A 26,899-nucleotide genomic window follows, 5' to 3' on the forward strand; every position below is an offset into this window, starting at 1 on the left:
GAAAAGTTAAAAAACACATGGAGTGACTGTATAAATAGTTTTCATATACGTATGCTCTATTTCTATGAAGTCCACAAAGCTCATCGGACCGCGTTCGTAGCGTAAAAATAAAAGAAAAGGAATGCCGGTATTATGGCTTTCACCGATCATTCCTTTTCTCACATAATAGAATGTACCCTCATAGACATGTGTAATGTGCTATAGTTAATTGGCTTAAGTAGGTATGTAGTAATTGTGTACGTACATTGAGTCGAGATGGCAGAACGCCGTGTACGATATCCGTTTATGACGAGATACCATTCTATTATACGGTCATCATAAAACAGGATGATGAAGAGAAAATAAATTGGTTACATATGGTGTGATATTATTACATAATTATTGAGAGTTTGGCATTATTTATGAAAGTAGGTGAATAATAGTTAAAAAATACAGTGTTTATGCAGAATATTCAGTATATTTAATTTTATCGAAATTATTAATAATTTAAATACAAAATTTTGTGAAAATAAAATGAAAAAAATTTTACTTTTCCAGTAAAATGTGGTATTTTAGATATACACATTCAAGAATGTCGATAAATTCTCAATACATCATCGGTACATCATTGTTATTTCATTAAAATGTAGATAGTTAGTTAGTAAGTTTTATAAGTTTTATAGGAGAAAGATTAATGAATCGAGTATTTAAAGTGATTTGGAATCGCACAAAGGGCTGCTATGTTGTTGTGGCGGAAACAGCAAAGAACATGACGAAACGTTCCTCGTTGTCGGTTGTATTCTCTAAAATGGTAGGCGCTACAGCAGTTGCAGTTATGTTGACAGGCGTTATGATGCCGACGGATGCTTTGGGTGCACCTATTACAAGAGGTACCGGTGCGACAGCTGAAAACGACGGCGGTATCGCGATTGGTGATAGAACAAATGCCCGTGGTGACTATAGTGTGGCTATGGGTACAGACGCTACCGTCGGTAAAAACGATCCGTCCGAATCTGAAAGCCAAAACGGTATCGCTATCGGTCATGGTGCCACAGTAAGTGTTAACCCTGCTACGGCAACACCGGGCATCACGGATAAGAGCGGTGGTATCGCCATCGGTCATAGTGCGGAAACAAGAGATATAAACACAATCGCTATTGGTACGGGTACATTAGGGCAAGGTGCGCAAGCTGTAGCTATCGGTCGTAATGCGAATACCATTGCTAATAATGGTGTAGCCATCGGTAATGAAGCAAAAGTACAATCCACGAACGGCTTTGCGTTGGGAAACAATGCACGTGCCGGCTATGATGAAAGCAATAACTTGATAGGTCTTGATAATGATCAGGCTTTCGGTTCCAATGCACGTGCTTACGGTGGATCCTCCATGGCATTCGGTAATAATGCGAAGGCATCTAAAGGTGGTGCTATCGCTATGGGGAACGGTTCCCAATCCCGAGGCGATTGGGGCGTAGCCATCGGTAACGGCGCTAAAGCATTGGCGCAAGGTGCTCGCGCAATCGGTGCTAACTCTACAGCTGACGCTACTAATGCTGCTGCTATGGGTTGGGATAGTTCCGCTAGCGGTGAAGCCTCTATTGCTATCGGTGAAACGGCAAAAGCGACGAAGGAAAATGCTATTTCTATAGGGACAAAAGCTAAGGCTACTAAGCAAGATGCTATCGCTATCGGTAATGGATCGGAATCAAACGGTACAAGTTCCGCCGTTATCGGGTCTAAAAATATTGTCAACTCCGATGATACGTATGTATGGGGGACTAATAACGGAACTATTAACTCTAAATTCTCCAGTGTTATGGGGAATAATAACCATTTGGATACGACGGAGGAAGGGGCCCATATTATGGGTAACAACTCCACTGTATCCGCAAAGGGTAGCATGGCGTTAGGTAACTGGGCATATGCGACGGCTATAGACTCTTTTGTTATGGGGAATAATGCCCGTGTGGATCAGGCTAATTCCGTAGCGCTAGGTACTAACTCAACGACGGAAACTATAGTAAGTACTCCGAATGCAACTGTTAACGGTGTCAATAAGACCTTTGCCGGCGGTACAGCTCAAGGTACCGTAAGTATCGGTGCCAATAATGTAGCCGGTGTGGCAGGTATTAAAAAATACTATCGTACGCTTACTAATTTGGCTGCCGGTCGTATCGATGCTAATAGTACAGATGCTATCAATGGCAGTCAGTTACATGCTGTAAAAGAAGAAGTTGAAAGAGGGCTTAACTTCGATGCTAATACAGGTGGCGCGAAAAATAATAAATTAGGCTCTAAAGTTACCATCAAAGGCGACGGCAACAATATCAATACGGCAATCACACAAGCTAATGGTGATACAACTATTAACATGACCCTAGGTAATACCATTAAATTAGGTACAGCAAATCCTGTAACTATTGACGGTACTACAGGGCATGTAACGGGGCTTCAAAATAGAGACTGGAATGTAGAGAATCCTGTGGCCGTATCCGGCCGTGCCGCTACAGAAGATCAGTTGAAAAAGGTAAACGAAAAAGTTAATACCAATAAGGCTGCAATCGATAAAAATGCCGGAGATATCAATACTAATAAACAAAATATCACAAAAAATGCCGGTGATATCACTACTAATAAGCAAAATATTACAAACAATGCCGGCAATATTGCTCAAAACAAGCAAGATATCTCCACTATTAATACAAAAATTAATAAAGGCTTGAACTTTGCCGGTGATACAGGTACTGTAAGCAACAGACAATTAGGCGACACTGTAACTGTTAAAGGCGGTGCTACAGGCACATTATCCGACGGTAATATCGGTGTTGTATCCGACGGCAATGGCACATTGAATGTGAAATTAGCTAAAACATTGACTGGCTTGGACAGCGTTACAGCTGGTAATACTAAGATTGATAACGGCGGCTTGACTGTAGGCGGTAAAACATATGTATCTCCAACAGGGCTCAATGCGAATAATCAAAAGATTACTAATGTTGCTAATGGTAGCGACCCTAGCGATGCAGTTAACTATAGTCAATTACAAGCTGCTATCGGCGGTACAGCCAAAGCATCCACTGTAAAAGCAAAGGATGCGAATGTAACTGTAACAGAAGGTACAAACGCAGCAGGCGGTAAGGAATATACTGTTGGCTTAGGCAATAAAATTACCGTAGGTACAGCACATCCTGTAACTGTAGATGGTGATGCTGGTCATGTAACAGGCCTTACAAATACAGATTGGGATGTAGATAATCCTGTAGCTGTACCTGGCCGTGGTGCGACAGAAGATCAGTTGAAAAAGGTTAATGATAAAGTTAACACTAATAAAACTGCTATCGATAAAAATGCCGGAGATATCACTACTATCAATACAACTCTTGATAAAGGCTTGAACTTTGATGGTGACTCCGGTGCAGTTATCAATAAAAAATTAGGTGAAAAACTATCCGTCAAAGGCGGTGCAACAGGCACATTATCCGATGGTAATATCGGTGTTGAATCTGACGGCAATGGCACATTGAATGTGAAATTAGCTAAAACATTGACTGGCTTGGACAGCGTTACAGCTGGTAATACTAAGATTGATAACGGTGGTTTGACTGTAGGTGGCAAGACCTATGTATCTTCAACAGGTCTTAATGCGAATGACCAAAAGGTAACGAATGTTGCTAATGGGGATGTGGCTGCTAATTCCAAAGATGCAGTTAATGGCGGTCAATTACACGATGCTAAAAACGAATTAAATAATAATATCACTGATGCTAAAACTGAACTTATCAATAAAGGCCTTCGTTTCAACGCTGATAATAACGATGAAAAAACGAACAAACTTGGTTCTAAAGTAACAGTCAATGGTGATGACAATATCACTACTGAAATTACGCAAACCGGCGACGACACTAAAATCGGCGTTAAATTAAATAAAAATCTTAATATTACAACTCTTACTGCTACAGATACTGTAAAAGCCGGCGGTGTAACAGTGGGTAAACACGCTGATTCTAAGAACTATGTAACTGGTCTTGATAATAAGGATTGGGATGTGAACACATCTAATCCTGTAAGCGGTCGCGCTGCTACAGAAGATCAATTGAAAAAGATCAGTGATGTTGTTAAGAAGCAAGGTGCTGCTGCTACAGATTACCGTTTGGTGAAAAATGCAGCTACTGCAGATGGTGCTTATACAGTTGATTCTAACGGTGATGTTGACTTGACCGTAGAGGATAAAAACCATGCAGGTCAAAAAGAAACCGTTAAGATTAAGGATGTTGCATCTAAATCCGGCCTTGATAAATTGAATGATCGCGCTGTTAAGTATGACTTGGATCCTGCTGGCAGTCCAGATAAGACAAAAGTAACTTATGAAGGTCCTACTTATGCTAATAAAACTGGTGGTACTCACGTAACAAACGTGGCGTATGCTACAGGCAATAATGGCAGCGAAGCGGTTAATGTGGATTACTTGAAAGATAGAATCAAAGATAGCGAAGACGCATTAACTAATAAAGGTTTGAAATTCGATGCTAACAGTGGCGGTGTAAAAACTAATAAACTTGGCTCTACGGTTACTGTTAAGGGTGAAGGTGCTGATGCTGATGCTAACTACAGCGGTGAAAACATTAAAACTTTCATCACACAAGATCAAGATGGCAACACAACTATCGATGTGAAGATGAACAAAAACCTCAAAGCTGATAGTGTGGCCATTGCCGGTAAAAACGGTCAAGACGGCGTTACAATTAAAGGCGGCGACGCTAAAAACGGTGTAGATGGTACAAGCATTAATCGTTTAGTGACCGAAGATAAAGACGGCAATACACATACGCTTGCAACCCTTGATGATGGTATGATGTACGGCGGCGATACAGGTAATGTAATTAAAAAGAAACTTAACAATCAAGTGAATGTTAAGGGCGGTATCTCCGATGAAAGCAAATTAGCTACTGAAGACAACATCGGTGTTGTTTCCGACGGTTCCGATACATTGAAATTGCGCTTGGCGAAAGAATTGAAAGGCTTGACGTCTGCTACTTTCACAAACGGCGGCAATAATACTGTTATCAATGGTGATGGTATGACTATCAATCGTGCTGGCGGCAATGCAGTAAGTCTTACAAAAGACGGTCTAAATAACGGCGGTAACAAGATTACAAATGTAGCTGACGGTACTGACCCTAACGATGCGGTTAATAAATCTCAATTGGATAAAGCTACAGCAGCTGCATCCACAACGGTATCGGCAGGTAATAATATTACTGTTACACCTAGCACCAATGCGAATGGTTCAAAGAACTATGAAGTAAGTCTTAAAGACAAAGTGACATTGGGCTCTGATGCTACGAAACAAATCGCGATGGACGGTACTACAGGTACTATCAAAGCTGGTGATCAAGTTACAATCGACGGCAACAAAGGTACTATTAAAGCCGGCAATGTAACAATTGACGGTAAAAACGGTATAATTAAAGCTGGCGATAAGGTAACTATCGACGGTAAAGATGGTAAGATTGCGGCAGGCAAGGTATCTGTTGATGGTAAAGACGGTTATGTGACAGGACTAGAAAACAAAGATTGGGATCCTGACAACATCACAAGCGGCCGCGCTGCTACAGAAGACCAATTGCAAAAATCTCATAAATCCTTGGATAATAAGATTAATAACTTAGGTGATGAAATCACGAAGAAAGGTATGGATTTCGCCGGTAATACAGGTGAATTCCACCGTGATTTAGGTCAAAAGGTTACTATCAAAGGTGAAGGTACGGAATCCGACGATAAATACTCCGGCGAAAATATTAAAACAGTAGCCGACCAAGATGGTAATATCAATATCAAGATGGCTAAAAACCTTAAGACTGACAGCTTAACTACTGATAAGGTGAAAGTCGGCAAAAACGGTAAGGACGGCGTATCCATTACAGGTCCTAACGGTGCTGACGGTACGGATGGCAAGGTAGGCATCACAGGTAAAGACGGTAAAGATGCTGTATCCATGTCCGGCAAGGACGGTGTCGGTCATATCGGTTTAACCGGTAAAGACGGCCGCAATGCGGATATCACTGTCGATAAAGGCGATCCTGACCTTAACGGTAATGAAATCACTCGTATTAAATACCAGGATGAAAACGGTAAGACCCACCAAGTGGCAACCAAAGACGACGGTATGAAATACGGCGGTGATACCGGTAATGTGATCAACAAAAAGCTTAATGAACAGGTGAACGTAGTCGGCGGCATTACAGATGTTAACAAGTTGACATCCGAAGATAACTTGGGTGTCGTATCCGATGGTACGGGCAATCTCAAGGTTCGTATGGCGAAAGACTTGAAAGGCCTTGAAACGGTAACAACTAAGGATGCTGCAGGCAATACGACAGTTATGAATGGTGGCGGTGTAACAATTACACCTGCCGGCGGTAACGCAGTAAGCCTTACTAAAGATGGCCTCAACAACGGCGGTAATACAATTACCAATGTAGGCCCTGGTGTAAACGGCACTGATGCAGTTAACGTAAATCAATTGAAGGGTGCTACAGATGGTTTAGCTAATGCTATTAACTCCGTAGCGGGCGAAACGCAACGTGTGGGCGCTCATGCGGCGGCACTTTCAGCGTTGAAACCGATTCAATATGATCCGTTGGAACCAACTCAGGTGATGGCGGGTATCGGTAATTACAGAGGTGAAACTGCGGCGGCTCTTGGCGTTGCACATTACACAGCAGAAGATACTATGTTCCATGTAGGCGTATCTGTTGGTAGTCACCATAACATGGTAAATGCCGGTGTAACTCGTAAATTCGGTACTTCCGATGCTAAGAAAGCGGTTCCTGAACGCTACAAGGGCGGTCCTATCAGCTCCATGTATGTAATGCAGGATGAAATGACTGCTTTGAAAGCTAAGTACGAAAAAGTACAACGCGATAACGAAGAAATGAGAGCGCAAATTGCATTATTGATGCAACAGGCGGGCTTGAAGTAATATGAAATAACATATTGATAAGGCAGTGCCTATAAAAAGGCGCCAAAAGCGAGATGCTTTTGGCGCCTTTTTGCATGCAAAAGATGATTCTATGCTCTGTAATGAGCGTATATATGTCATGGTTGATTTGTAATGTAATTAAAATAGGTTAGTAACAATTGGACCATAATAGTTTACTAAGGTAAAAATATTTTTCATGAAGTTAATTTTATGCGAAGAAATTGGTACATTCAGCATATTCATAAGGTATGTGGCGGAGTTTTTGTATATTCATAAGTATTTACGATTTGTAAGTGAATATAGTGTGAAATTATTTTTACTTTTAGTATAAAATATGATATGTTTAATATAATATACATCAGTAAGTAGCCAAGTATCCATATATTAACTGTGTTTTTACTTTATAAAATCATTGTAAATATTTTATTATATTCGTATAATCTGATAGTTTTATGCAAGGAGTAAGACGAGATGAACAGAATTTTTAAAGTAATCTGGAGTCGTACAAAGGGATGTTATGTCGTTGCGGCTGAAACAGCTAAAAATATGTCGAAACGATCGACAATGACATCGGTATTTGCCAAGATGTCGGGGGCTGTAATTGCTGCGGCTTTATGTATGTCCATGATGTCTCCAATGATCGTGCATGGGAGTACTATTGTGCAAGGGGCTGGCGCTAGGGCTAAAGATGGTACTGTAGCGATAGGTGACAATAGTACAGCAATGGCAGATAACAGTGTGGCACTGGGTACAGGGGCTACTGTTAGTAGTGGTAAGGTGCAAGGTGTTGCAATAGGTAGAACGGCAACAGTTTCTGCAGATAATGGTGTAGCGATAGGTAATTTGACTAAATCAGTTTCAAAAAATGGATTTGCTTTAGGTAATAATTCCCGGGCTGGATATAATGATGCTGATCAATTTGTAGGAAAAGATAATGATCAGGCATTCGGTACAAATGCGCGCGCCTGGGGAGGATCCTCCATGGCTTTTGGTAACGATGCCAAAGCCGGTGGTGGCGGTGCCATATCGATGGGGAATGGGTCACAATCGCGAGCTGACTGGGCGGTGGCTATCGGTAATGGCGCTAGAGCATTTAAACAAGGATCTTCCGCTTTAGGTACAAATTCTACTACTAATGGATCTCACTCTACGGCACTTGGCTGGGCTAGTACAGCCAACGGTTATGCTGATATTGCGGCAGGTGAAGGCTCAGTCGCATCCGGAGGGAATTCTTTGGCTTTAGGGGTTAATTCTTCCACGTCTACAGGAGCAGAAGGCTCTGTGGCGTTAGGTTTGAGCAGTAAAGCAGAGAAGACAAATTCTATGGCTTTAGGTGTGTCTGCTAATGCCGGACATGAACGGTCAGTTGCATTAGGTGCAAATTCTAAAACTGCTAATACCGTAAGTAGCCCAAATCAGCTTGTAAACGGTTTGTGGTTTAAGAATTTAGCGGGGGGAACGGCGGATTCTACCGTAAGTATCGGTAATGATACGGTAAAACGTACAATTACAAATGTGGCAGCAGGACGTGTGAATGCTTCGTCTACAGATGCTATTAACGGTAGTCAATTGTTTGGTGTAGCAAATAGTCTGGGAAATTTAGCTACTACAACTAAAACTATCCTTGGCGGTAATGCTGCTCTTGATCCTGATACCGGTAAGTTGACGATGAGCAATATTGGTTTTACAGGTAAAAGCACAATCCATGATGCTATTAGATATAATAAAGACAATATCGATAAAGGTATGGGATTTGATGGAGATACCGGTACCGCATTCAATAGACAGTTAGGTCAAACGACAGTTATTAAAGGTGGTGCCAGAGGTGCTATGTCTGACGGTAATATCGGTGTTCACGCCGAAGCTAACGGTACATTAAATGTAAAATTGGCTAAAAAAGTAACCGGTTTGGACAGCGTAACAACAGGAAACACCACGATTGATAATAGAGGGGTGTCTGTAGGCGGTAAGCTCTATGTATCCTCAAGCGGTATTTATGCTAATAATCAAAAAATTTCCGGTGTTGCACCCGGGAATGGCGGCAGTGATGCAGTTAACTATAGTCAATTACAAGATGTGGCTAATCGTATTCCTAAATTGACTACGGTGAAAGAACAAGATCCGAACATAAGAATATTAGAAGGTACTAATGCATATGGCGGTAAGGAATATACTGTCGGATTAAACAGTACAATCGTTGTAGGCCGAAACGCATCACATCCGGTAACAGTAGATGGTTCTAATGGACATATAACAGGTCTTACTAATAAAAATTGGGATTTAAATAATCCTACACCTGTATCTGGTCGTGCTGCTACGGAGGATCAGTTAAAGCGGGTTAATGAGAAAGTTAATTCCAATCAGTATTTTATTAATCGAAATACGCAGAGTATCTCAGATAACTCAAGTCGTATCGGTAACAATGAACGAAATATCACAAAAATACAAGGTGATATCACTACTAATAAGAATGATATTAATACTATCAATACTACTCTTGAAAAAGGACTCAATTTTAACGGCGATACAGGTGCTACGATTAAGAGAAAATTAGGTGATACTCTAGTCGTTAAAGGCGGTGCTACAGGGGCATTATCGGATAATAATATTGGTGTTGTATCCGATGGTACCGGTAGATTAAATGTAAAGTTGGCAAAACATTTAACTGGATTGGACAGCGTTAATGCAGGGAATACTACGATTAGTAAAAATGGTTTGAGTGTAGGTGCTAGAACCTATATAACACCAAATGGTATCAATGCCAATAATCAAAAGATTACCGGTGTTGCTAATGGTACAGCGCCTGATGATGCGGTTAATTTCAGTCAATTGCAAAATGCTATCGGTGGTACTGCCAAGGCCACTACGGTAAAAGGGAAAGACGCGAACGTAACCGTAACAGAAGGTACCAATGCGAATGGTGGTAAGGAATACACGGTTGGATTGGGTAATAAACTTGCGGTAGGTACGGCACATCCTGTAAATGTGGATGGAACTGCTGGAACTGTAACAGGTCTTACGAATACCGCTTGGAATGTGAATAATCCACAAGCCGTAACTGGTCGTGCTGCAACGGAAGATCAGTTGAGAACTGTTAATACGCAAGTCAATACAAATAAGGATAAAATAGCGCAAAACACAACTGACATTGCTCAAAATACGACTGATATCGGCAAAAATACGCAAGATATAGCCAAGAACAAGACTGATATAGCTCAGAATACGACTGATATCGGTAAGAATAAGCAAGATATAGCTAAAAACACTGCAGATATAGCTAAAAACACTGCAGATATAGCTAAGAATACAACCGATATTGGTAAGAATACGACTGATATTGCACAAAACAAGCAAAATATTACTCAAAATACACAAGATATTACAACTAATAAAAATGCTATCTCTACAATCAATACAACTATCGCTAAAGGCCTTAACTTTGATGGAGACAGCGGCGCTGTAATCAACAAACAGTTGGGCGATAAGCTAAGTATCAAAGGTGGTGCCGCAGCTGCGAATTTGACGGATAATAATATCGGTGTTGTATCTGATGGCAGCACATTAAATGTGAAGTTAGCTAAAACATTAACCGGTTTGGATAGCGTAACAGCTGGCGGAACAACCATTAATAGTAGTGGTTTGACCGTAGGCGGCAAGACCTATGTAACGCCGAGCGGTATAAATGCTAATAATCAAAAGATTACCGGCCTAGCAAAAGGCACGGACCCTACTGATGCGGTTAACTTTAGCCAGTTACAGGATGCTATTGGTGGAACCGCTAAGGCAAGTACTGTAAAAGCTAAAAACAGCAATATCACTGTAGATGAAGGTACAAATGCAGCTGGTGGTAAGGAATTTACAATCGGACTAGGTGATAAAATCACTTTAGGAACTGCTAATCCTATATCTGTTGATGGTACTGCAGGTACGGTAACTGGCCTTACCAATACTGCTTGGGATGTGAATAATCCACAAGCCGTAACCGGTCGTGCTGCAACAGAAGATCAGTTGAAATCTGTTAATACACAGGTTAATACAAACAAGGATAAAATAGCTCAAAATACAACTGATATCGGTAAGAATAAGCAAGATATAACAAAGAACAAGGCTGATATTACTCAGAATAAGCAAAATATCGCTCAGAATACACAAGATATTACGACTAATAGAAATGCTATTTCTACTATCAATACGACTATCGCCAAAGGCCTTAATTTTGATGGAGATAGCGGCGCTGTAATTAACAAACAGTTGGGTGATAAGCTTAGCATCAAAGGTGGTGCTGCGGCTACGAACTTGACGGATAATAATATTGGTGTCGTATCTGATGGCAGTACGTTAAATGTGAAGTTAGCGAAAACATTAACCGGTTTGGATAGCGTAACAGCTGGCGGTACAACTATTAATAGTGGTGGCTTGACCGTAGGCGGTAAGACCTATGTATCTTCAAACGGCATCAATGCGAACGACCAAAAGATTACTAATGTTGCTAACGGCGATGTGGCGGCTAATTCTAAAGATGCGGTGAACGGCAGTCAATTGCATGACGCTAAAGCTGAACTTAATAAAAATATTGGTGACACTAAAACCGAACTCAACAACAATATTAATGATGCTAAGACCGAGCTTACCAATAAAGGCCTTCGTTTTAATGCGGATAATAACGACGAAAAAACGAATAAATTAGGCTCCAAGGTAACAGTAAACGGCGACGACAATATTACGACAGAAATTACTCAAATTGGTGACGATACAAAGATCGGCCTTAAATTGAAGAAAAATCTTAATGTTACATCTGTTACGGCTACGGAAACTGTGAAAGCCGGCACTGTAACCATGGGTAAACAGCCCGATGGTGCAACCCCTGCTAATACGGGTAACTACGTGACTGGTCTTGATAATAAGACATGGAGCGTAACTAATCCGACTGCTGTTAGCGGACGTGCTGCAACAGAAGATCAATTGAAGACAGTTACTGAAGCCATCAAAACTCAAGGTGCTAATGCAACAGACTTTAGTCTTGTCGCGAATCCTGCGGCGGGCTCCAATGGTGACTATACTGTAGATGCTAACGGTGACGTGGCATTGACCGTACAGGATAAGAACCATCCGGCTCAAATAAAAACCGTAACGATTAAAGATGTGGCGTCTAAATCCGAAGTGGATAAAGGCTTGAACTTTGACGGTGACTCTGGCACGACGATTAATAAGAAGCTAGGTGGTACTGTTGCCATCAAAGGCGGAGCGGCGGCCGCAGATTTAACGGATAACAATATTGGCGTTGTATCTGATGGTATAGGCACATTGAACGTGAAGTTATCAAAAACATTGACCGGTTTGGACAGTGTGACAACTGGCGGTACAACCATCAACAGTGGCGGTTTGACCGTAGGCGGTAAGAACTATGTATCTTCAAACGGCATCAATGCGAACGACCAAAAGATTACCAATGTTGCTAATGGCGACGTGGTGGCTAATTCCAAAGATGCGGTTAACGGCGGTCAATTGCATGACGCTAAGACTGAACTTACCAATAAAGGTCTTCGTTTTGACGCGGATAATAACGACGAAAAAACGAATAAACTAGGCTCCAAGGTAACAGTAAACGGCGACGACAATATTACGACGGAAATCACGCAAACCGGTGACGATACGAAGATCGGCCTCAAATTGAAGAAGGATCTTAATGTTACATCTGTTACGGCTACGGAAACTGTGAAAGCCGGCACTGTAACCATGGGTAAACAGTCCGATGGCGCAACTCCTGCTAATACTGGTAATTATGTAACAGGTCTTGATAATAAGACTTGGAATGCAGGTAATATTGTATCCGGTCGTGCTGCAACAGAGGATCAGTTGAAACAAGCCTTGGCAGGTCAAACTGATACAGGTCTTAAATTCAATGCCAATGTAGGCGGTGTACAAACCAATAAATTAGGCTCCACTATTACTGTTCAAGGTGAAGGCAAAGCTGCTGATACCGACTATAGTGGTGACAATATTAAGACTTTCATCAAACAAGATGCAGCAACAGGTAACACGACTATCGACGTGAAGATGAACAAAAATCTTAAGGCTGAATCCGTGAAAGTCGGCAAAGACGGTAAGGAGGGCGTATCTCTTACAGGTCCGGATGCGGCGAATGGCATCGACGGTAAGGTAGCTGTTACAGATAAAAACGGTAAGGATGCGGTGTCCATGTCCGGTAAAGACGGTGTAGGTCATATCGGTTTAACTGGTAAAGATGGTCATAGTGCGGATATTATCGCTGATAAAGGCGCTGCTGATGTTAATGGAGATGAAATCACGCGCATTAAATACAAAGATGAAAATGGAGCAACCCATGAAGTGGCAACCAAAGATGATGGCATGGCATACGGTGGCGACTCGGGTACTACCATCAAGAAAAAACTTAATGAACAATTGGACATTAAGGGTGGTGTCACCAATGAAGATGAATTGACCGAAAATAATATCGGTGTTATTAGCAAAAATAATATCCTTAATGTTCGTTTAGCAAAAAATCTGAAGGGTCTGGATTCTATAACTTTCAACAATGGCACTAATGGTGTAAACGGTAAAACCGTTGTTAATGGTGAAGGTATGACCGTTCAGGATAAGGACGGCAATCCGTTGACGGCTGTTACAAAAGACGGCGTGAAGATTACCAATGGTCCATTTATGACGAAGGATGGTATCGATGCAGCCGGTAATAAAATTACCGGAGTAGCTGACGGTACAGATCCTAAGGATGCAGTTAATAAATCCCAATTGGATAAAGCCGCTGCCGCTGCTACGGCAATCGTAACAGAAGGTAATAATATCAAAGTTGATAAGACCACTAATGGTGATGGTTCTACAAATTACAAAGTGGGCCTCAAAGACCAAATAACAATGGGAACTGATGCTACGAAGCAAATTGCGATGGACGGTACGAGCGGTACCATCAAAGCCGGTGACAAGGTTACAATCGACGGCAACAAAGGCACCATCAAAGCGGGTGATAAAGTTGAAATCGATGGCGATAAGGGGACAATCAAGGTCGGCAATGTTGCAATCGACGGTACCAACGGTACGATTAAGGCCGGAGATAAGGTAACTATCGACGGCAAAGATGGTAAGATTGCTGCAGGTAAAGTCGCTGTTGACGGTAAGGACGGTCATGTGACCGGTCTGGAAAACAAAGATTGGGATCCTGACAACATCACAAGCGGTCGCGCTGCTACAGAAGATCAATTGCAGAAGTCCCATAAAACCTTGGATAATAAGATTAATAACCTAGGTGATGACATTACGAAGAAAGGCATGGATTTTGCCGGTAATACAGGTGATTTCCACCGTGATCTAGGTCAAAAGGTTACCATCAAAGGTGAAGGCCAAGGGGTCGATAGCGATTATTCCGGTGAAAATATCAAAACTGTAGCCGACCAAGATGGTAATATCAACATCAAGATGGCTAAGAACCTCAAGGCTGACAGTATCACCACCAAGACGGTCACTACCGATACGGTCAATGCCGATAAGGTGAAAGTCGGCAAAAACGGTCAAGACGGCGTATCCGTTACGGGCCCTAACGGCGCTGACGGTACTGACGGCAAGGTAGGCATCACAGGCAAGGACGGTAAAGATGCTGTATCCATGTCCGGCAAGGACGGCGTCGGTCACATCGGCTTAACCGGTAAAGACGGCCGCAATGCGGATATCACTGTCGATAAAGGTGATTCTGACCTCAATGGAAATGAAATTACGCGTATTAAATACCAGAATGAAAACGGTAAGACCCATCAGGTGGCGACCAAAGATGACGGTATGAAATACGGCGGTGATTCCGGTAATGTGATCAACAAAAAGCTTAGTGAACAGGTGAACGTAGTCGGCGGCATTACAGATACTAATAAGTTGACATCCGAAGATAACTTGGGCGTCGTATCCGACGGTACGGGCAACCTTAAGGTTCGTATGGCGAAAGAATTGAAAGGCCTTGAAACTGTAACGACTAAGGATGCTGCAGGTAACTCTACCGTTGTGAACGGTGGCGGCGTAACGATTACACCTACCGGCGGTAACACCGTAAGCCTTACTAAAGATGGATTGAATAACGGTGGTAAAACAATTAGCAATGTAGGTCCTGGTGTAAACGGCACTGATGCGGTTAATGTAAATCAATTGAAGGGAGTTACGGAGGGTATGGCCAATGCTATTAATTCCGTAGCGGGCGAAACGCAACGTGTAGGTGCTCATGCGGCGGCTATGTCTGCGTTGAAACCGATTCAATATGATCCGTTGGAACCGACTCAGGTGATGGCCGGTATTGGCAACTATCGCGGTGAAACTGCAGCGGCTTTAGGCGTTGCTCACTACACATCGGAAGACACTATGTTCCATGCAGGCGTATCTGTCGGTAGCCACCATAATATGGTGAACGCCGGTGTAACTCGTAAATTCGGTAATTCTGATGCGAAGAAGGCGATTCCTGATCGTTACAAGGGCGGTCCGATCAGCTCCATGTACGTAATGCAGGATGAAATGACCGCTTTGAAAGCTGAAAATACTCGTATGAAAGTACATGATGAACAATTGACGGCTGACTATGCGGCATTGAAAGAAGACAACCTTCGTCTACAGAAAGATAATGAAGAAACGAAGCGTCAATTAGCTCTAATTATGAGTCGATTGGGCATGTAATTCATCATGATTTCATCTAAAATTCATGCCATAAAAATGAGCATATGTACCATAAAATACCCATGAGAATAAGATGATATTAACTTAATATAGTACCTAAAATGAAAGAACGGGAGTCCTCTCTAAAAGGACTTTCGTTCTTTCTTTGTATTTGACTTCACAAATTTTTCATAATAGTGTATAATACAACACATATATTTTTAATCGAAAATTATGAATGTGATTAATTTACTATAAAATCATTAGTATTAAGTGTTATGTGTTGTTTGACCTTGTAACAGCAAGGTTCCTATGATTGGAAATATGTTTCTCGATGGTTTGTAAATTCATAAATGTAAAATGAAGTTAAATTTATGAAAATGAATGAGTATATCATGAGAAATATATTTACATTCATAAACTAATCTGATATTTTATATGTATAGTAATTAAATTTTTGATGAAAAATTTATTATTTAGTGTTTTGGTGTAAGTTTTTGAATCCCTTATAAAACTGTGTGAAAGGTAGGTACTACTAAATGAATCGTATTTATAGGGTAATTTGGAGTCAGGTACGTGGCGCATACGTCGTTGTATCTGAAATCGCAAAGAGTCATTCTCGTGGCTCTAAAAGCTTTGTTAGCAATTCCGCTAAAGCATCCGTAAGAGTCGGTTTGGCGGCTATGGTGTTGACCTGCGGTAGCGGGTTGGTTTCGGGCGCGGGACCAAGGTGGATAGAAGGGGTTTCTACCGATTCATCGAAAAATCCGACATATAAAAATGAGGTGTCGCAAACATATATAGATGGACCCGGTAATGTGGCTGTAGGACAACAGAATATTGTTGCCAGTCAATATGGAAGTTCCGGTGCTTTCGGTAATCAGAACTATGTGAATGGGAAACATTCCGATGCATTCGGGGAAGGTAATGATGTATATGGAACGTTGACATCTATTGATCAATCGGGGAGAAGAGCGGCTACTACCGCAGATGGTGGCGGACGTGCTATGGCGTTTGGGGATAATAACGCTGTATATGGAGCTCAAGTAAGCGGATATGGTAGCCACAATAGAGTTGGGGAATTTAGGAAACATCCTTTTCATAAAGAGACTGATGTGGAGGATAAAATCCCGGTAAAACCGGCGGACTTTTCCAGTGCCTTTGGTACCCAAAATACCATCACCGCTGATCATGGTTTGGCTGCCGGATTTAAAAATACTGTTTCCGGTAGATATTCCAACGCGTTAGGACAGGAATCTAATGCGTCAGGTGAAAACTCACTAGCTATTGGCCGAAAGGCTAATGCTAATGCGAATGATAGTATCGCTATGGGAAATGAGGCTCGAGTAGAGACGGGGACAAATCGTAATAATGAGCCGTTTGTGAAAGGCATAGCTATCGGTAGCTCTGCTATGTCGCAAGGTTTACAAGGTATAGCCATCGGTAGTAGTGCGGCTCATTATCGCGATAATGCGGTAGCTATTGGTAATAATGCAAAGGCTCGTGCCTTAGAAGGCATTGCTATCGGTAATAATGCTGAATCCGGCATTGAAAATGATCCCAATTATAAAGTGAATAACTCCGTTGCTGTAGGTAACTCCGCACGTGCTCATGGCGGTTCCGGCGTGGCATTGGGTAATGATACATATGCATTGGGTGGTTCTTCTGTGGCTGCAGGTAATGCGGCATGGGCTTTAGGCGAACGTTCCACAGCTATCGGTAACAATGCTCATTCTGAAGGTTACGGCTCTATTGCTATGGGTCGTGAAGCTAGTGCTTTGAGTACTCAAGATGGGGACAAGAAAAATGTTGTGGCTATCGGTGATGATGCACAAGCAACTGGTTCTCGTTCTATCGCATTGGGCGTAAGCGCTCAAGCTGGTACATTAGAACGTGTACGTGATCGTAGTGTTTATAAAGATAATCCTGAATTAATCACTAAACTTAAAGCTCAAAAAGAAGTAACTGATGCGGTAGCAATCGGTAGCGAAGCAAGCGTACAAGAAAACGAAGGCTTAGCTCTCGGTAGCAAAGCAACAGTAAATAACGTTCGTGGCGTTGCGTTAGGTGCTAATTCTGTAACAGCTGCTCCGGTAAGCACTGCTAGTGAAAAGATTAATGGTTTGACATATAACTATGCAGGTGGTACTGCTGATTCCACAGTTAGCGTTGGTAACAATTCTACAAAACGTACAATCACTAACGTAGCTGCTGGTCGTGTGAATGCACAATCTACAGATGCTATTAATGGCAGCCAATTATATGGTGTTGCTAATGCAGTGGGTAATGTAGCTAAAAGTACTAAGAATATCTTAGGCGGTAATGCTCAGGTTGACCAAAACGGTACTATTACCATGACTAATATTGGTGATACAGGTAAAAATACCGTTCATGAAGCTATTAAATCCGCAAACTCCGGTTGGGAACTTCAAGTTAATGGCCAAAAGGTTAAAGACGTAAAAGCTCCAAACCGTACAGTGAACTTTAAAGCTGGTAAAAATATTGCATTAGAAGGCTCCGGAGACAATGTTACGGTTGCAACAGTTGATAATGCAAACTTCAACTCCGTTACAACTGGTAACGTATCTATGAGCAAAAACGGTATCAATGCTGGTGGGTATCAAATTACTAATGTACAATCTGGTGGCGATACATTAACAAATGCGGCTAATATCGGTGATATCTCTCGTATTGCGGCTAAATACGATAAATACTTGCAACGCGGTACAGCTAGCTATGAAGCAAACGGTAACGGCAAAATTAACATGACCGGTACAAACGGTTTGACTGCTGAAGTAACAGGTTTGAAAAATACTTATGTTACATCTGGTACAGTATCCAATGACGGTAAGAGATTGACATTGACACGTAATGATAATCAAACATTCGATGTTGATATCTCTAAGATCTCTAACGGCCTTTCTAAAACTGACTACCGCTTGATTGCAAACCCTGCAGCAGGCAGCAACGGCGAATATAAAGTAGCTGCTGACGGCAGCATGACATTGACTGTTGCGGATGCGGATGGTTCCAACCCTAGACAAGTTAAGTTGACGAACCTTGCTTCTAAAGAGCAACAAGATATTAATACTACTAATATCACAAATAACACTAACAAAATCGCTAAAGGCTTGAGCTTCCAAGGCGATAACAATGTTAAAATCAATAAACAACTTGGCGATACTTTAGGTATTACTGGTGGCGCTACAGGTGCTTTATCTGACAACAACATCGGTGTTGTAGCTAAAGACGGTAACCTTAATGTTAAGTTGGCAAAAGACCTAACAGGTTTGAACAGCGTAACTGCAGGTTCTGTTCGTGTAGGTAAACATAGCGACAATAAAAACTATGTAACTGGTTTGGACAATAAAGAATGGAATGTTCAAAACCCTACAATCACATCTGGTCGTGCAGCAACTGAAGATCAGTTGAAAAAAGTGTCTGATGAAATCAAGACTACTAATGCAGCTAAAACAGATTACCGCTTGATCAACAATACAAATTCTGCAGATGGTTCTTACTCTGTAGAAAACAACAAGGTTGATTTAAAAGTTAAAGATGAAGCTCATCCTAACAACCCTGCTAATACGGTAACAATCAACAATATCGCATCCAAAACTGAATTGGATAAATTGACAGAACGTGCTGTTAAATATGATCTTAACGGTGCAACTGTTAATAAAAACAAGGTTACTTTGGAAGGCCAAGGTGGCACAACAATTACTAACTTGAAAGCTGGCGAAGTATCCTCTACTTCTACAGATGCTGTAAATGGTAGCCAATTACATGATGTAAAAATCGAAGCAGGCAAACATTCAAAAGTAACTGTTTCCGATGATAACCTTAAATTGACAACAACTCCTGCTACAAGCACTGAAGGCGCTAAATATGATCTTCGTTTGAACAACAAAGTGACATTGGGTAGCGGTAACAATCAAGTAGTTCTTGATGGTATTGCAGGCAGAGTGACTGCTGGTGCTGTTGTAATGGGCGCTCAAACTGTTCAAAATACGAAACATGCAAGTGAAACTGGTAATTATGTAACTAACTTGAGCAATAAGAACTGGGATTCCACATCTATCGTATCCGGTCGTGCAGCGACTGAAGATCAGTTGAAAAAAGTTAGTGAACAAATTACTCAACAAGGTAGCAGTGCAACTGACTATCGTCTTGTAAGAAACTCCAGCGCTGACGGTTCCTACAAGGTAAACGACAATGGTGAAGTATCCTTGACCGTAGAGGATAAAAACCATGCAGGCGTTAAAGAGCAAGTTACAATCAATAACATTGCATCCAAATCTTCCGTAGATAAATTGACAGATCGTGCTGTTAAATATGACATCAAAAACGGTGTTGTTGATAAAACCAAGGTAACATTGGAAGGCGCTGACGGTACTACAATTACAAATGTAAAAGACGGTGCTGTAACAGCTACCTCCAAAGACGCTATCAACGGCAGCCAGTTGTTCAAGACTAAAGAAGAATTGATCAATAAAGGCATGAAGTTCGGTGGTGACTCCGGTAACGTAATCAACAAAAAACTTGGTGAACAGGTAAACGTTAAAGGTGGCATTACGGATCCATCCAAATTGACTGCAGAGGACAATATCGGTGTTGTATCCGACGGTTCCAACGATTTGAAAGCTCGCTTGGCGAAAGACCTTAAAGGTTTGAATAGCGTAACTACCGGTCAAACAGTTATCAACAACGACGGTTTGACAGTTGGCGGTAAAACATTTGTTACAAATAACGGTTTCAACGCTAACGATACGCAAATTAAAAACGTGAAAGCCGGTACAGATGACAGCGATGCAGTTAACCTTAAACAGTTGAAAGAAGTATCCAGCAGTGCATCCGCAGCAAATACGAAGGTAGCTGAAGGTAAAAACATTAAAGTTGATGAAAGCATCGACAATGTAACTAAAGCTAAAACATATACTGTAGGCTTGAAAGATACTGTAACTTTGGGCTCCGGCGACAAAGCGATCAATCTTGACGGTACAACAGGTATCGTGAAAGCCGGCACTGGCGATAATGCTGTGACTATCAACGGTACAAACGGTACAATCAATGCCGGTAAAGTGGTAGTTAACGGTGCTAAGGGTACTGTTAATGAATTGACTAACAGAACTTGGAACCCTAAAGCTATTACTAACGGTCAAGCTGCTACAGAAGATCAATTGAAAGTAGTAGACAATAAAATTGATACTACAAAAACTGAAATCGTAGAAAAAGGCTTGAACTTCCAAGGTGATGCAGGTACTGCAATTCATAAAGACCTTGGCCAAACATTGAATATCACTGGCGGTCAAGCTGATGCATCTAAACTTTCAGAAAATAACATCGGCGTAGTTAACAACAACGGTGTTATGAATGTTAAACTTGCGAAAGATCTTAAAGGTTTGGACAGCGTAACTACAGGTCAAACGGTTATCAACAACAACGGTTTGACAGTGGGCGGTAACACATTTGTTACAAACAATGGCTTCAATGCTAACGATACTCAAATCAAAAACGTGAAAGCCGGTACAGAAGACAGTGATGCAGTTAACCTTAAACAGTTGAAAGAAGTATCCAACAATGCGGCTGCAGCTAAAACTGTTGTAAAAGCGGGCAAAAACATCAATGTGACTGATTCCGAAGATCCTCAAACTAAAGCTAAGACGTATACAGTTGGTTTACAGGACACAGTAACATTGGGTTCCGGCAATACTGCTGTTAATATCGACGGCACAAAAGGTATTGTAAAAGCCGGCGAAGGCAACAATGCAGTGACTATCAACGGTACAGACAGCACAATTAAATCTGGTAACGTAGCGATTGACGGTGCAAAAGGTAACATCACTTCCGGTAAAGTTCTAGTTAACGGTGCTAAAGGTACTGTAAACAACTTGACGAACATCACTTGGGATGCTAATAACATCACAAGCGGCCAAGCTGCAACAGAAGACCAATTGAAAGTTGTTGATAAGAAAATTACTGACAACGGCAGCGATTTGACTAAGAAGGGTTTGAACTTCAAAGGTGATGATGCTACAAGCATTCATAAAAATCTTGGTGAAACATTAGACGTTGTAGGCGGTACTTCCGATAAAGCTAAATTGTCCGACAATAACATCGGTGTGGTATCTGAAAACGGTAAGTTGAATGTTAAACTTGCTAAGGAATTGAAAGACTTAACAAGCGTAACAACCGGTGCTACAACTATTAACAACGACGGTTTGACAATCGGCGGCAAGACATTCGTCACTAAAGACGGTTTCAATGCTAACGATACGCAAATCAAAAACGTTAAAGCCGGTACTGACGGCAATGATGCTGTTAACTTGAATCAATTGAACGAAGTTAAAAATGCATCTAACACGACAGTAGAAGGCAGCAAAAACATCAATGTTGATCAAACTGTAGACCCTGCTACAAAAGCTAAGACTTACAAAGTTGCGTTGAAAGACACAGTAACTTTAGGCTCCGGCGACAAAGCAATCAACATCAACGGTACTACAGGTATCGTGAAAGCCGGTGACGGTGCTAATGCTGTGACTATCAATGGTACAAACGGCACTATCAATTCCGGTAAAGTGACTATCAACGGTACTACAGGTACTGTTAACGATTTGACTAACAGAACTTGGAATCCTGATAGTATCACTAACGGTCAAGCTGCAACAGAAGACCAATTGAAAGTTGTAGATAGCAAAATCGATAAGAACACTGAAGATTTGACTAAGAAGGGCTTGAACTTCAAAGGTGATTCCGGCGAAGCTATCCATAAAGACCTTGGTCAAACATTGGATGTTAAAGGTGGCGTAACTGATAAATCCAAACTTTCAGATAATAACATCGGTGTAGTATCCGAAGACGGTGTTATGAATGTTAAACTTGCTAAAGATTTGACAGGTTTGAACAGCGTAACGACAGGTGCTACGACTATCAACAACAACGGTTTGACAATCGGCGGCAAAACATTTGTCACTAAAGACGGTTTCAATGCTAACGATACACAAATCAAAAACGTAAAAGCCGGTACTGACGGCAATGATGCAGTTAACTTGAACCAATTGAACGAAGTTAAAAATGCATCTAACACGACAGTAGAAGGCAGCGAAAACATCAATGTTGATAAGACAGAAGATCCTGTTACAAAAGCCAAGACTTACAAAGTTGCGTTGAAAGACACTGTAACTTTGGGCTCCGGTAACACAGCTGTTAACATCGACGGTACAAAAGGTATTGTGAAAGCCGGCAACGGCACTAATGCTGTAACTATCAATGGCGTAAATGGTACAATCAATGCCGGTAAAGTGGCGGTTGACGGTGCAACAGGTAATATTACTTCCGGTAAAGTTTTAGTTAACGGTGCTAACGGTACTGTAAACAACTTGACTAATAAGACCTGGACTCCTGGAAATATCGTTTCCGGTCAAGCTGCAACAGAAGATCAATTGAAAGTTGTAGATAGCAAAATCGATAAGAACACTGAAGATTTGACTAAGAAGGGCTTGAACTTCAAAGGCGATTCCGGCGAAGCTATCCATAAAGACCTCGGTCAAACATTGGATGTTAAAGGTGGCGTAACTGATAAATCCAAACTTTCAGATAATAACATCGGTGTAGTATCCGAAGACGGTGTTATGAATGTTAAACTTGCTAAAGATTTGACAGGTTTGAACAGCGTAACGACAGGTGCTACGACTATCAATAATAACGGTTTGACAATCGGCGGCAATACATTCGTTACTAAAGACGGCTTCAATGCTAACAATACACAAATCAAAAACGTTAAAGCCGGTACAGAAGATAGCGATGCTGTTAACCTTAAACAATTGAACGAAGTGAAAGCTGCGTCTGATACTAAGGTGAAAGCCGGTAAGAATATCGATGTTCAGGAAGAAATTGATAAGATTACAAACGCTAAGACATACACTGTAGGCTTGAGAGATACTGTAACATTGGGTTCCGGTAGTACATCGGTTCATTTCGACGGTACGAAAGGTATCATTAGAGCCGGTGAAGGTGCTAATGCTGTAAATATCAATGGTACAAACGGCACTATCAACTCCGGTAAGGTGACTATCAACGGCGGTTCCGGTACTGTTAACGATTTGACTAACAGAACTTGGGATCCTAACAAGATCACTAACGGTCAAGCTGCAACAGAAGATCAATTGAAAGTTGTAGACAACAAAATTGATAAGAACACTGAAGACTTGACTAAGAAGGGCTTGAACTTCAAGGGCGACTCCGGCGATGCTATCCATAAAGACCTCGGTCAAACATTGGATATTAAAGGCGGCGTAACTGATAAGTCCAAACTTACAGATGGCAACATCGGTGTAGTATCCGAAAATGGTACTATGAATGTTAAACTCGCTAAGAACCTTAAAGGTCTTGATTCCGTAACTGTTGGTTCCGACCCAAGCAAACAAGTTGTTCTTGATAATAAAGGCGTGTCCGTAGGCGGTAAGACATATATCTCCAACGAAGGCTTAAACGCAAATAACCAAAAAATCACTAACGTGGCAGCTGGTGTAAATGATACTGATGCAGTTAACGTTCAACAGTTGAAGAGCAGCATGGCGGCAGCAACTACGACGGTGAAAGCCGGCGATAGCGGCAATACAACTGTAGAAACTACGGTTAATGCAGACAAGTCTAAAACATATACTGTAGATATCAAGGATGACTTGAACCTTAAGAGTGTAACAACTAAGGATAATGACGGTAATACAACTGTAACTAATGGTAAAGGTGTAACAGTTGCCGGTAAAGATAACAAAACTACAAGTGTTACTAGCGACGGCGTTACTATTACTCCTGCATCCGGTAATGCCGTATCCTTAACGGCAAAAGGCTTGAACAATGGCGGTAATCAAGTTGTTAATATGGCAAGCGGCTTTGCAGCAGGCGAAAATATCAACAATATCGCTGATAATAGCGGCAGCTTGACAAACGGTGCAAACATCGGCGACTTGAAGAACAGTATTGACGGTGTTAAGAAAGCCGGTTTGGACTTCGCAGGCGACACCGGTGAATTCCATCGTGACTTAGGTCAAAAAGTGACCATCAAAGGTGGTATTACAGACCAAAGCAAACTTTCCACTGCAAACAATATCGGTGTTGTTTCCGACAATAACGGCAGCTTGAATGTTCGTTTGGCGAAAGATATTACCGGTATCAACTCCATTACAACTACGGATAATTCCGGTCATACAACCGTACAGGACGGTAACGGTATCACGATTAAGAATAATGGTGGTAGCAGCGTATCCTTAACAAGCTCCGGTTTGAACAACGGCGGTAATAAGATTACCAACGTGGCTCCTGGTGAAGTTAGTTCCAGTTCCACTGATGCAGTTAACGGTTCCCAACTTTACCGTGTAGCTAACAGTATGAACAATGTTGTTAGCGAAGTTCGTCAAGTTGGTGCTATGTCCTCCGCGTTATCCGCGTTGAAACCTATGGCTTATGATCCTTATGAACCTACTCAAATCATGGCGGGTTATGGTAACTACCATGGCGACTCCGCATTGGCATTAGGCGTGGCTCATTACAAAAATGAATCCATGATGTTACATGCCGGTTTGGCTTGGGCAGGCGGCGACAGCCATATGATGGCGAATGCCGGTGTAACCTGGAAAGTAGGCAACAAGGATGGCGAAGCACAAACTGCAGATCGTTATCGCAAAGGACCTATCAGTTCCACATATGCAATGCAACGTGAACTTGCTGCAATGAAAGCTGAAAATCAAGGATTAAAAGGTGAAGTAGCTGACTTGAAAGCTGAAAATGAACAAATGAAAGCTAATATTGCTGCAATGATGGCAAGACTAGGTTTATAATACGTTCATTCTGATCATTACGGGCTGAGGATTCCCTTCCGGGGGAGTCCTCCCACCCGATTAATTCGTTGATAGAAAAGAGGAATAGATAATGAAAAAATCCACTTTGCTTGCTTTCACAGCGGCAGTATTATTCGGCAGTGGCGCATTGCAAGTTAATGCGGCGCCTGCTACATATGATGATGCATTGCTTTTACCAAATCCGACTAAAATGCCTACACAAGGTTCCGTCGTATTGATCCCTGTGGCCAGCCCTCAGGCTGTACAAGGTATCCACGAATTTGTGAAAGCATGGGAAAATGCGGAAAAACACATTGCTCTAGCTGAAAGTAAAAAGAATAATCATCAAGAGTTGACTAAAGAAGAATCTAAATGGTTGCACTCTAAAGATAAGCATAATTATGCTGATTATTTCCGTAAACATTCTTTAGGCTATGTACATGGCCAAGAGACTGCGTTGAACTGGAATGCTGAAAACCGCAATAAAAATGAGTATAGCTATTACACATTCCCTAAATATGATGAGGAAAAAGGTTTCACGAACAGCTATGGCTATAACGTATTGCGCAGCATGGTTGACCGCATGAATGAATTGCTTCAAAAACAAAAGGCCGTTGGCGGTCCTTTGACTGATGAAGAAGCACAGGCATTGGAAGATGCTATGCTCGATATCATGGCTCAGGATCAAGAGCATGTATCGAATGAAGAATTGCGTCATTACATGAACGAAGCGGTTTGGTTTGCTACAAAACAAACTGTAAGAAATATGTCTGCAGAAGAACCTTCTGCCAGAGATATGCATGAAATCAATCTTCGTGAAGCGATTCAAGAAGAAAATAATTAATTCGCACATATATAATTAATTTGTTATATGGATAGTTCTTTTCTTATATAGATTATGCTGTTTTTGTAATCTATCGAGTTATTTACAATATAATAGTTTTTAATTATATAATAAAATGCTAATAAGGGATTCTATTGACGCACTGTCATATAGGAGAGAGGCTGTAACAGAATGCAGAAATGTGTTCTGTTGCGGCCTCTTTTGTTTGCGTGAAATTCGGTAAAAATAGTTTATTAAAATAAGTAAAAGATAGGGTGTAAAAGTTCTTAAAAAATAAGGTGAAATTGAGAGAAATTCTGTTGACATGAGTATGTGGAAATGATATTATATTTAAGCAGTCCCTTTGAGGGGGACGCAGATCTTTGAAAACTGAACAATGATAGGTAATCAATCAAAACGATTGAACATATGCCAGAGTGCGGGTTTTGACAATGTCAAAACCAACCATAATTCAAAGTTACTTAAATGTAACGACAACAAAACAAATGAGCTATTCAAATAGCTTCAAGATATCTTGGAGAGTTTGATCCTGGCTCAGGACGAACGCTGGCGGCGTGCTTAACACATGCAAGTCGAACGAAGAGCGACGGA

Annotated in this window: 4 protein-coding genes and 1 rRNA gene; all 5 read left to right on the forward strand. The window is 41.4% G+C overall.

Features of this window, described 5'->3' with window-relative positions:
- Positions 1 to 673 precede the first annotated feature (673 nt).
- Entirely contained in the window at positions 674 to 6,961 is a 6,288-nt protein-coding gene (locus VEHSUH05_RS05030; RefSeq protein WP_105090920.1) for an ESPR-type extended signal peptide-containing protein, read from the forward strand.
- Between the two features lie 471 nt (positions 6,962 to 7,432).
- On the forward strand, positions 7,433 to 15,646 hold the full coding sequence (locus tag VEHSUH05_RS05035; protein ID WP_105090921.1) for an ESPR-type extended signal peptide-containing protein: 8,214 nt from the start codon (positions 7,433 to 7,435) through the stop codon (positions 15,644 to 15,646).
- A 518-nt stretch (positions 15,647 to 16,164) separates the two neighbouring features.
- A complete protein-coding gene (locus VEHSUH05_RS05040) occupies positions 16,165 to 25,464 on the forward strand; it encodes an ESPR-type extended signal peptide-containing protein (protein WP_105090922.1) in 9,300 nt (3,099 codons plus the stop codon).
- A gap of 91 nt (positions 25,465 to 25,555) precedes the next feature.
- A complete protein-coding gene (locus VEHSUH05_RS05045; RefSeq protein WP_054674848.1) occupies positions 25,556 to 26,308 on the forward strand; it encodes a hypothetical protein in 753 nt (250 codons plus the stop codon).
- A gap of 511 nt (positions 26,309 to 26,819) precedes the next feature.
- Positions 26,820 to 26,899: ribosomal RNA gene (locus VEHSUH05_RS05050) — 16S ribosomal RNA — on the forward strand; the annotation flags it as partial.

It is taken from the genome of Veillonella denticariosi JCM 15641, from assembly GCF_002959855.1.
Lineage (GTDB): Bacteria > Bacillota > Negativicutes > Veillonellales > Veillonellaceae > Veillonella > Veillonella denticariosi.

Bases quoted from the DNA above. Each gene is read 5' to 3' on its own strand.
- VEHSUH05_RS05030 (WP_105090920.1), top strand. From the start codon at position 674: ATGAATCGAGTATTTAAAGTGATTTGGAATCGCACAAAGGGCTGCTAT.
- VEHSUH05_RS05035 (WP_105090921.1), top strand. From the start codon at position 7,433: ATGAACAGAATTTTTAAAGTAATCTGGAGTCGTACAAAGGGATGTTAT.
- VEHSUH05_RS05040 (WP_105090922.1), top strand. From the start codon at position 16,165: ATGAATCGTATTTATAGGGTAATTTGGAGTCAGGTACGTGGCGCATAC.
- VEHSUH05_RS05045 (WP_054674848.1), top strand. From the start codon at position 25,556: ATGAAAAAATCCACTTTGCTTGCTTTCACAGCGGCAGTATTATTCGGC.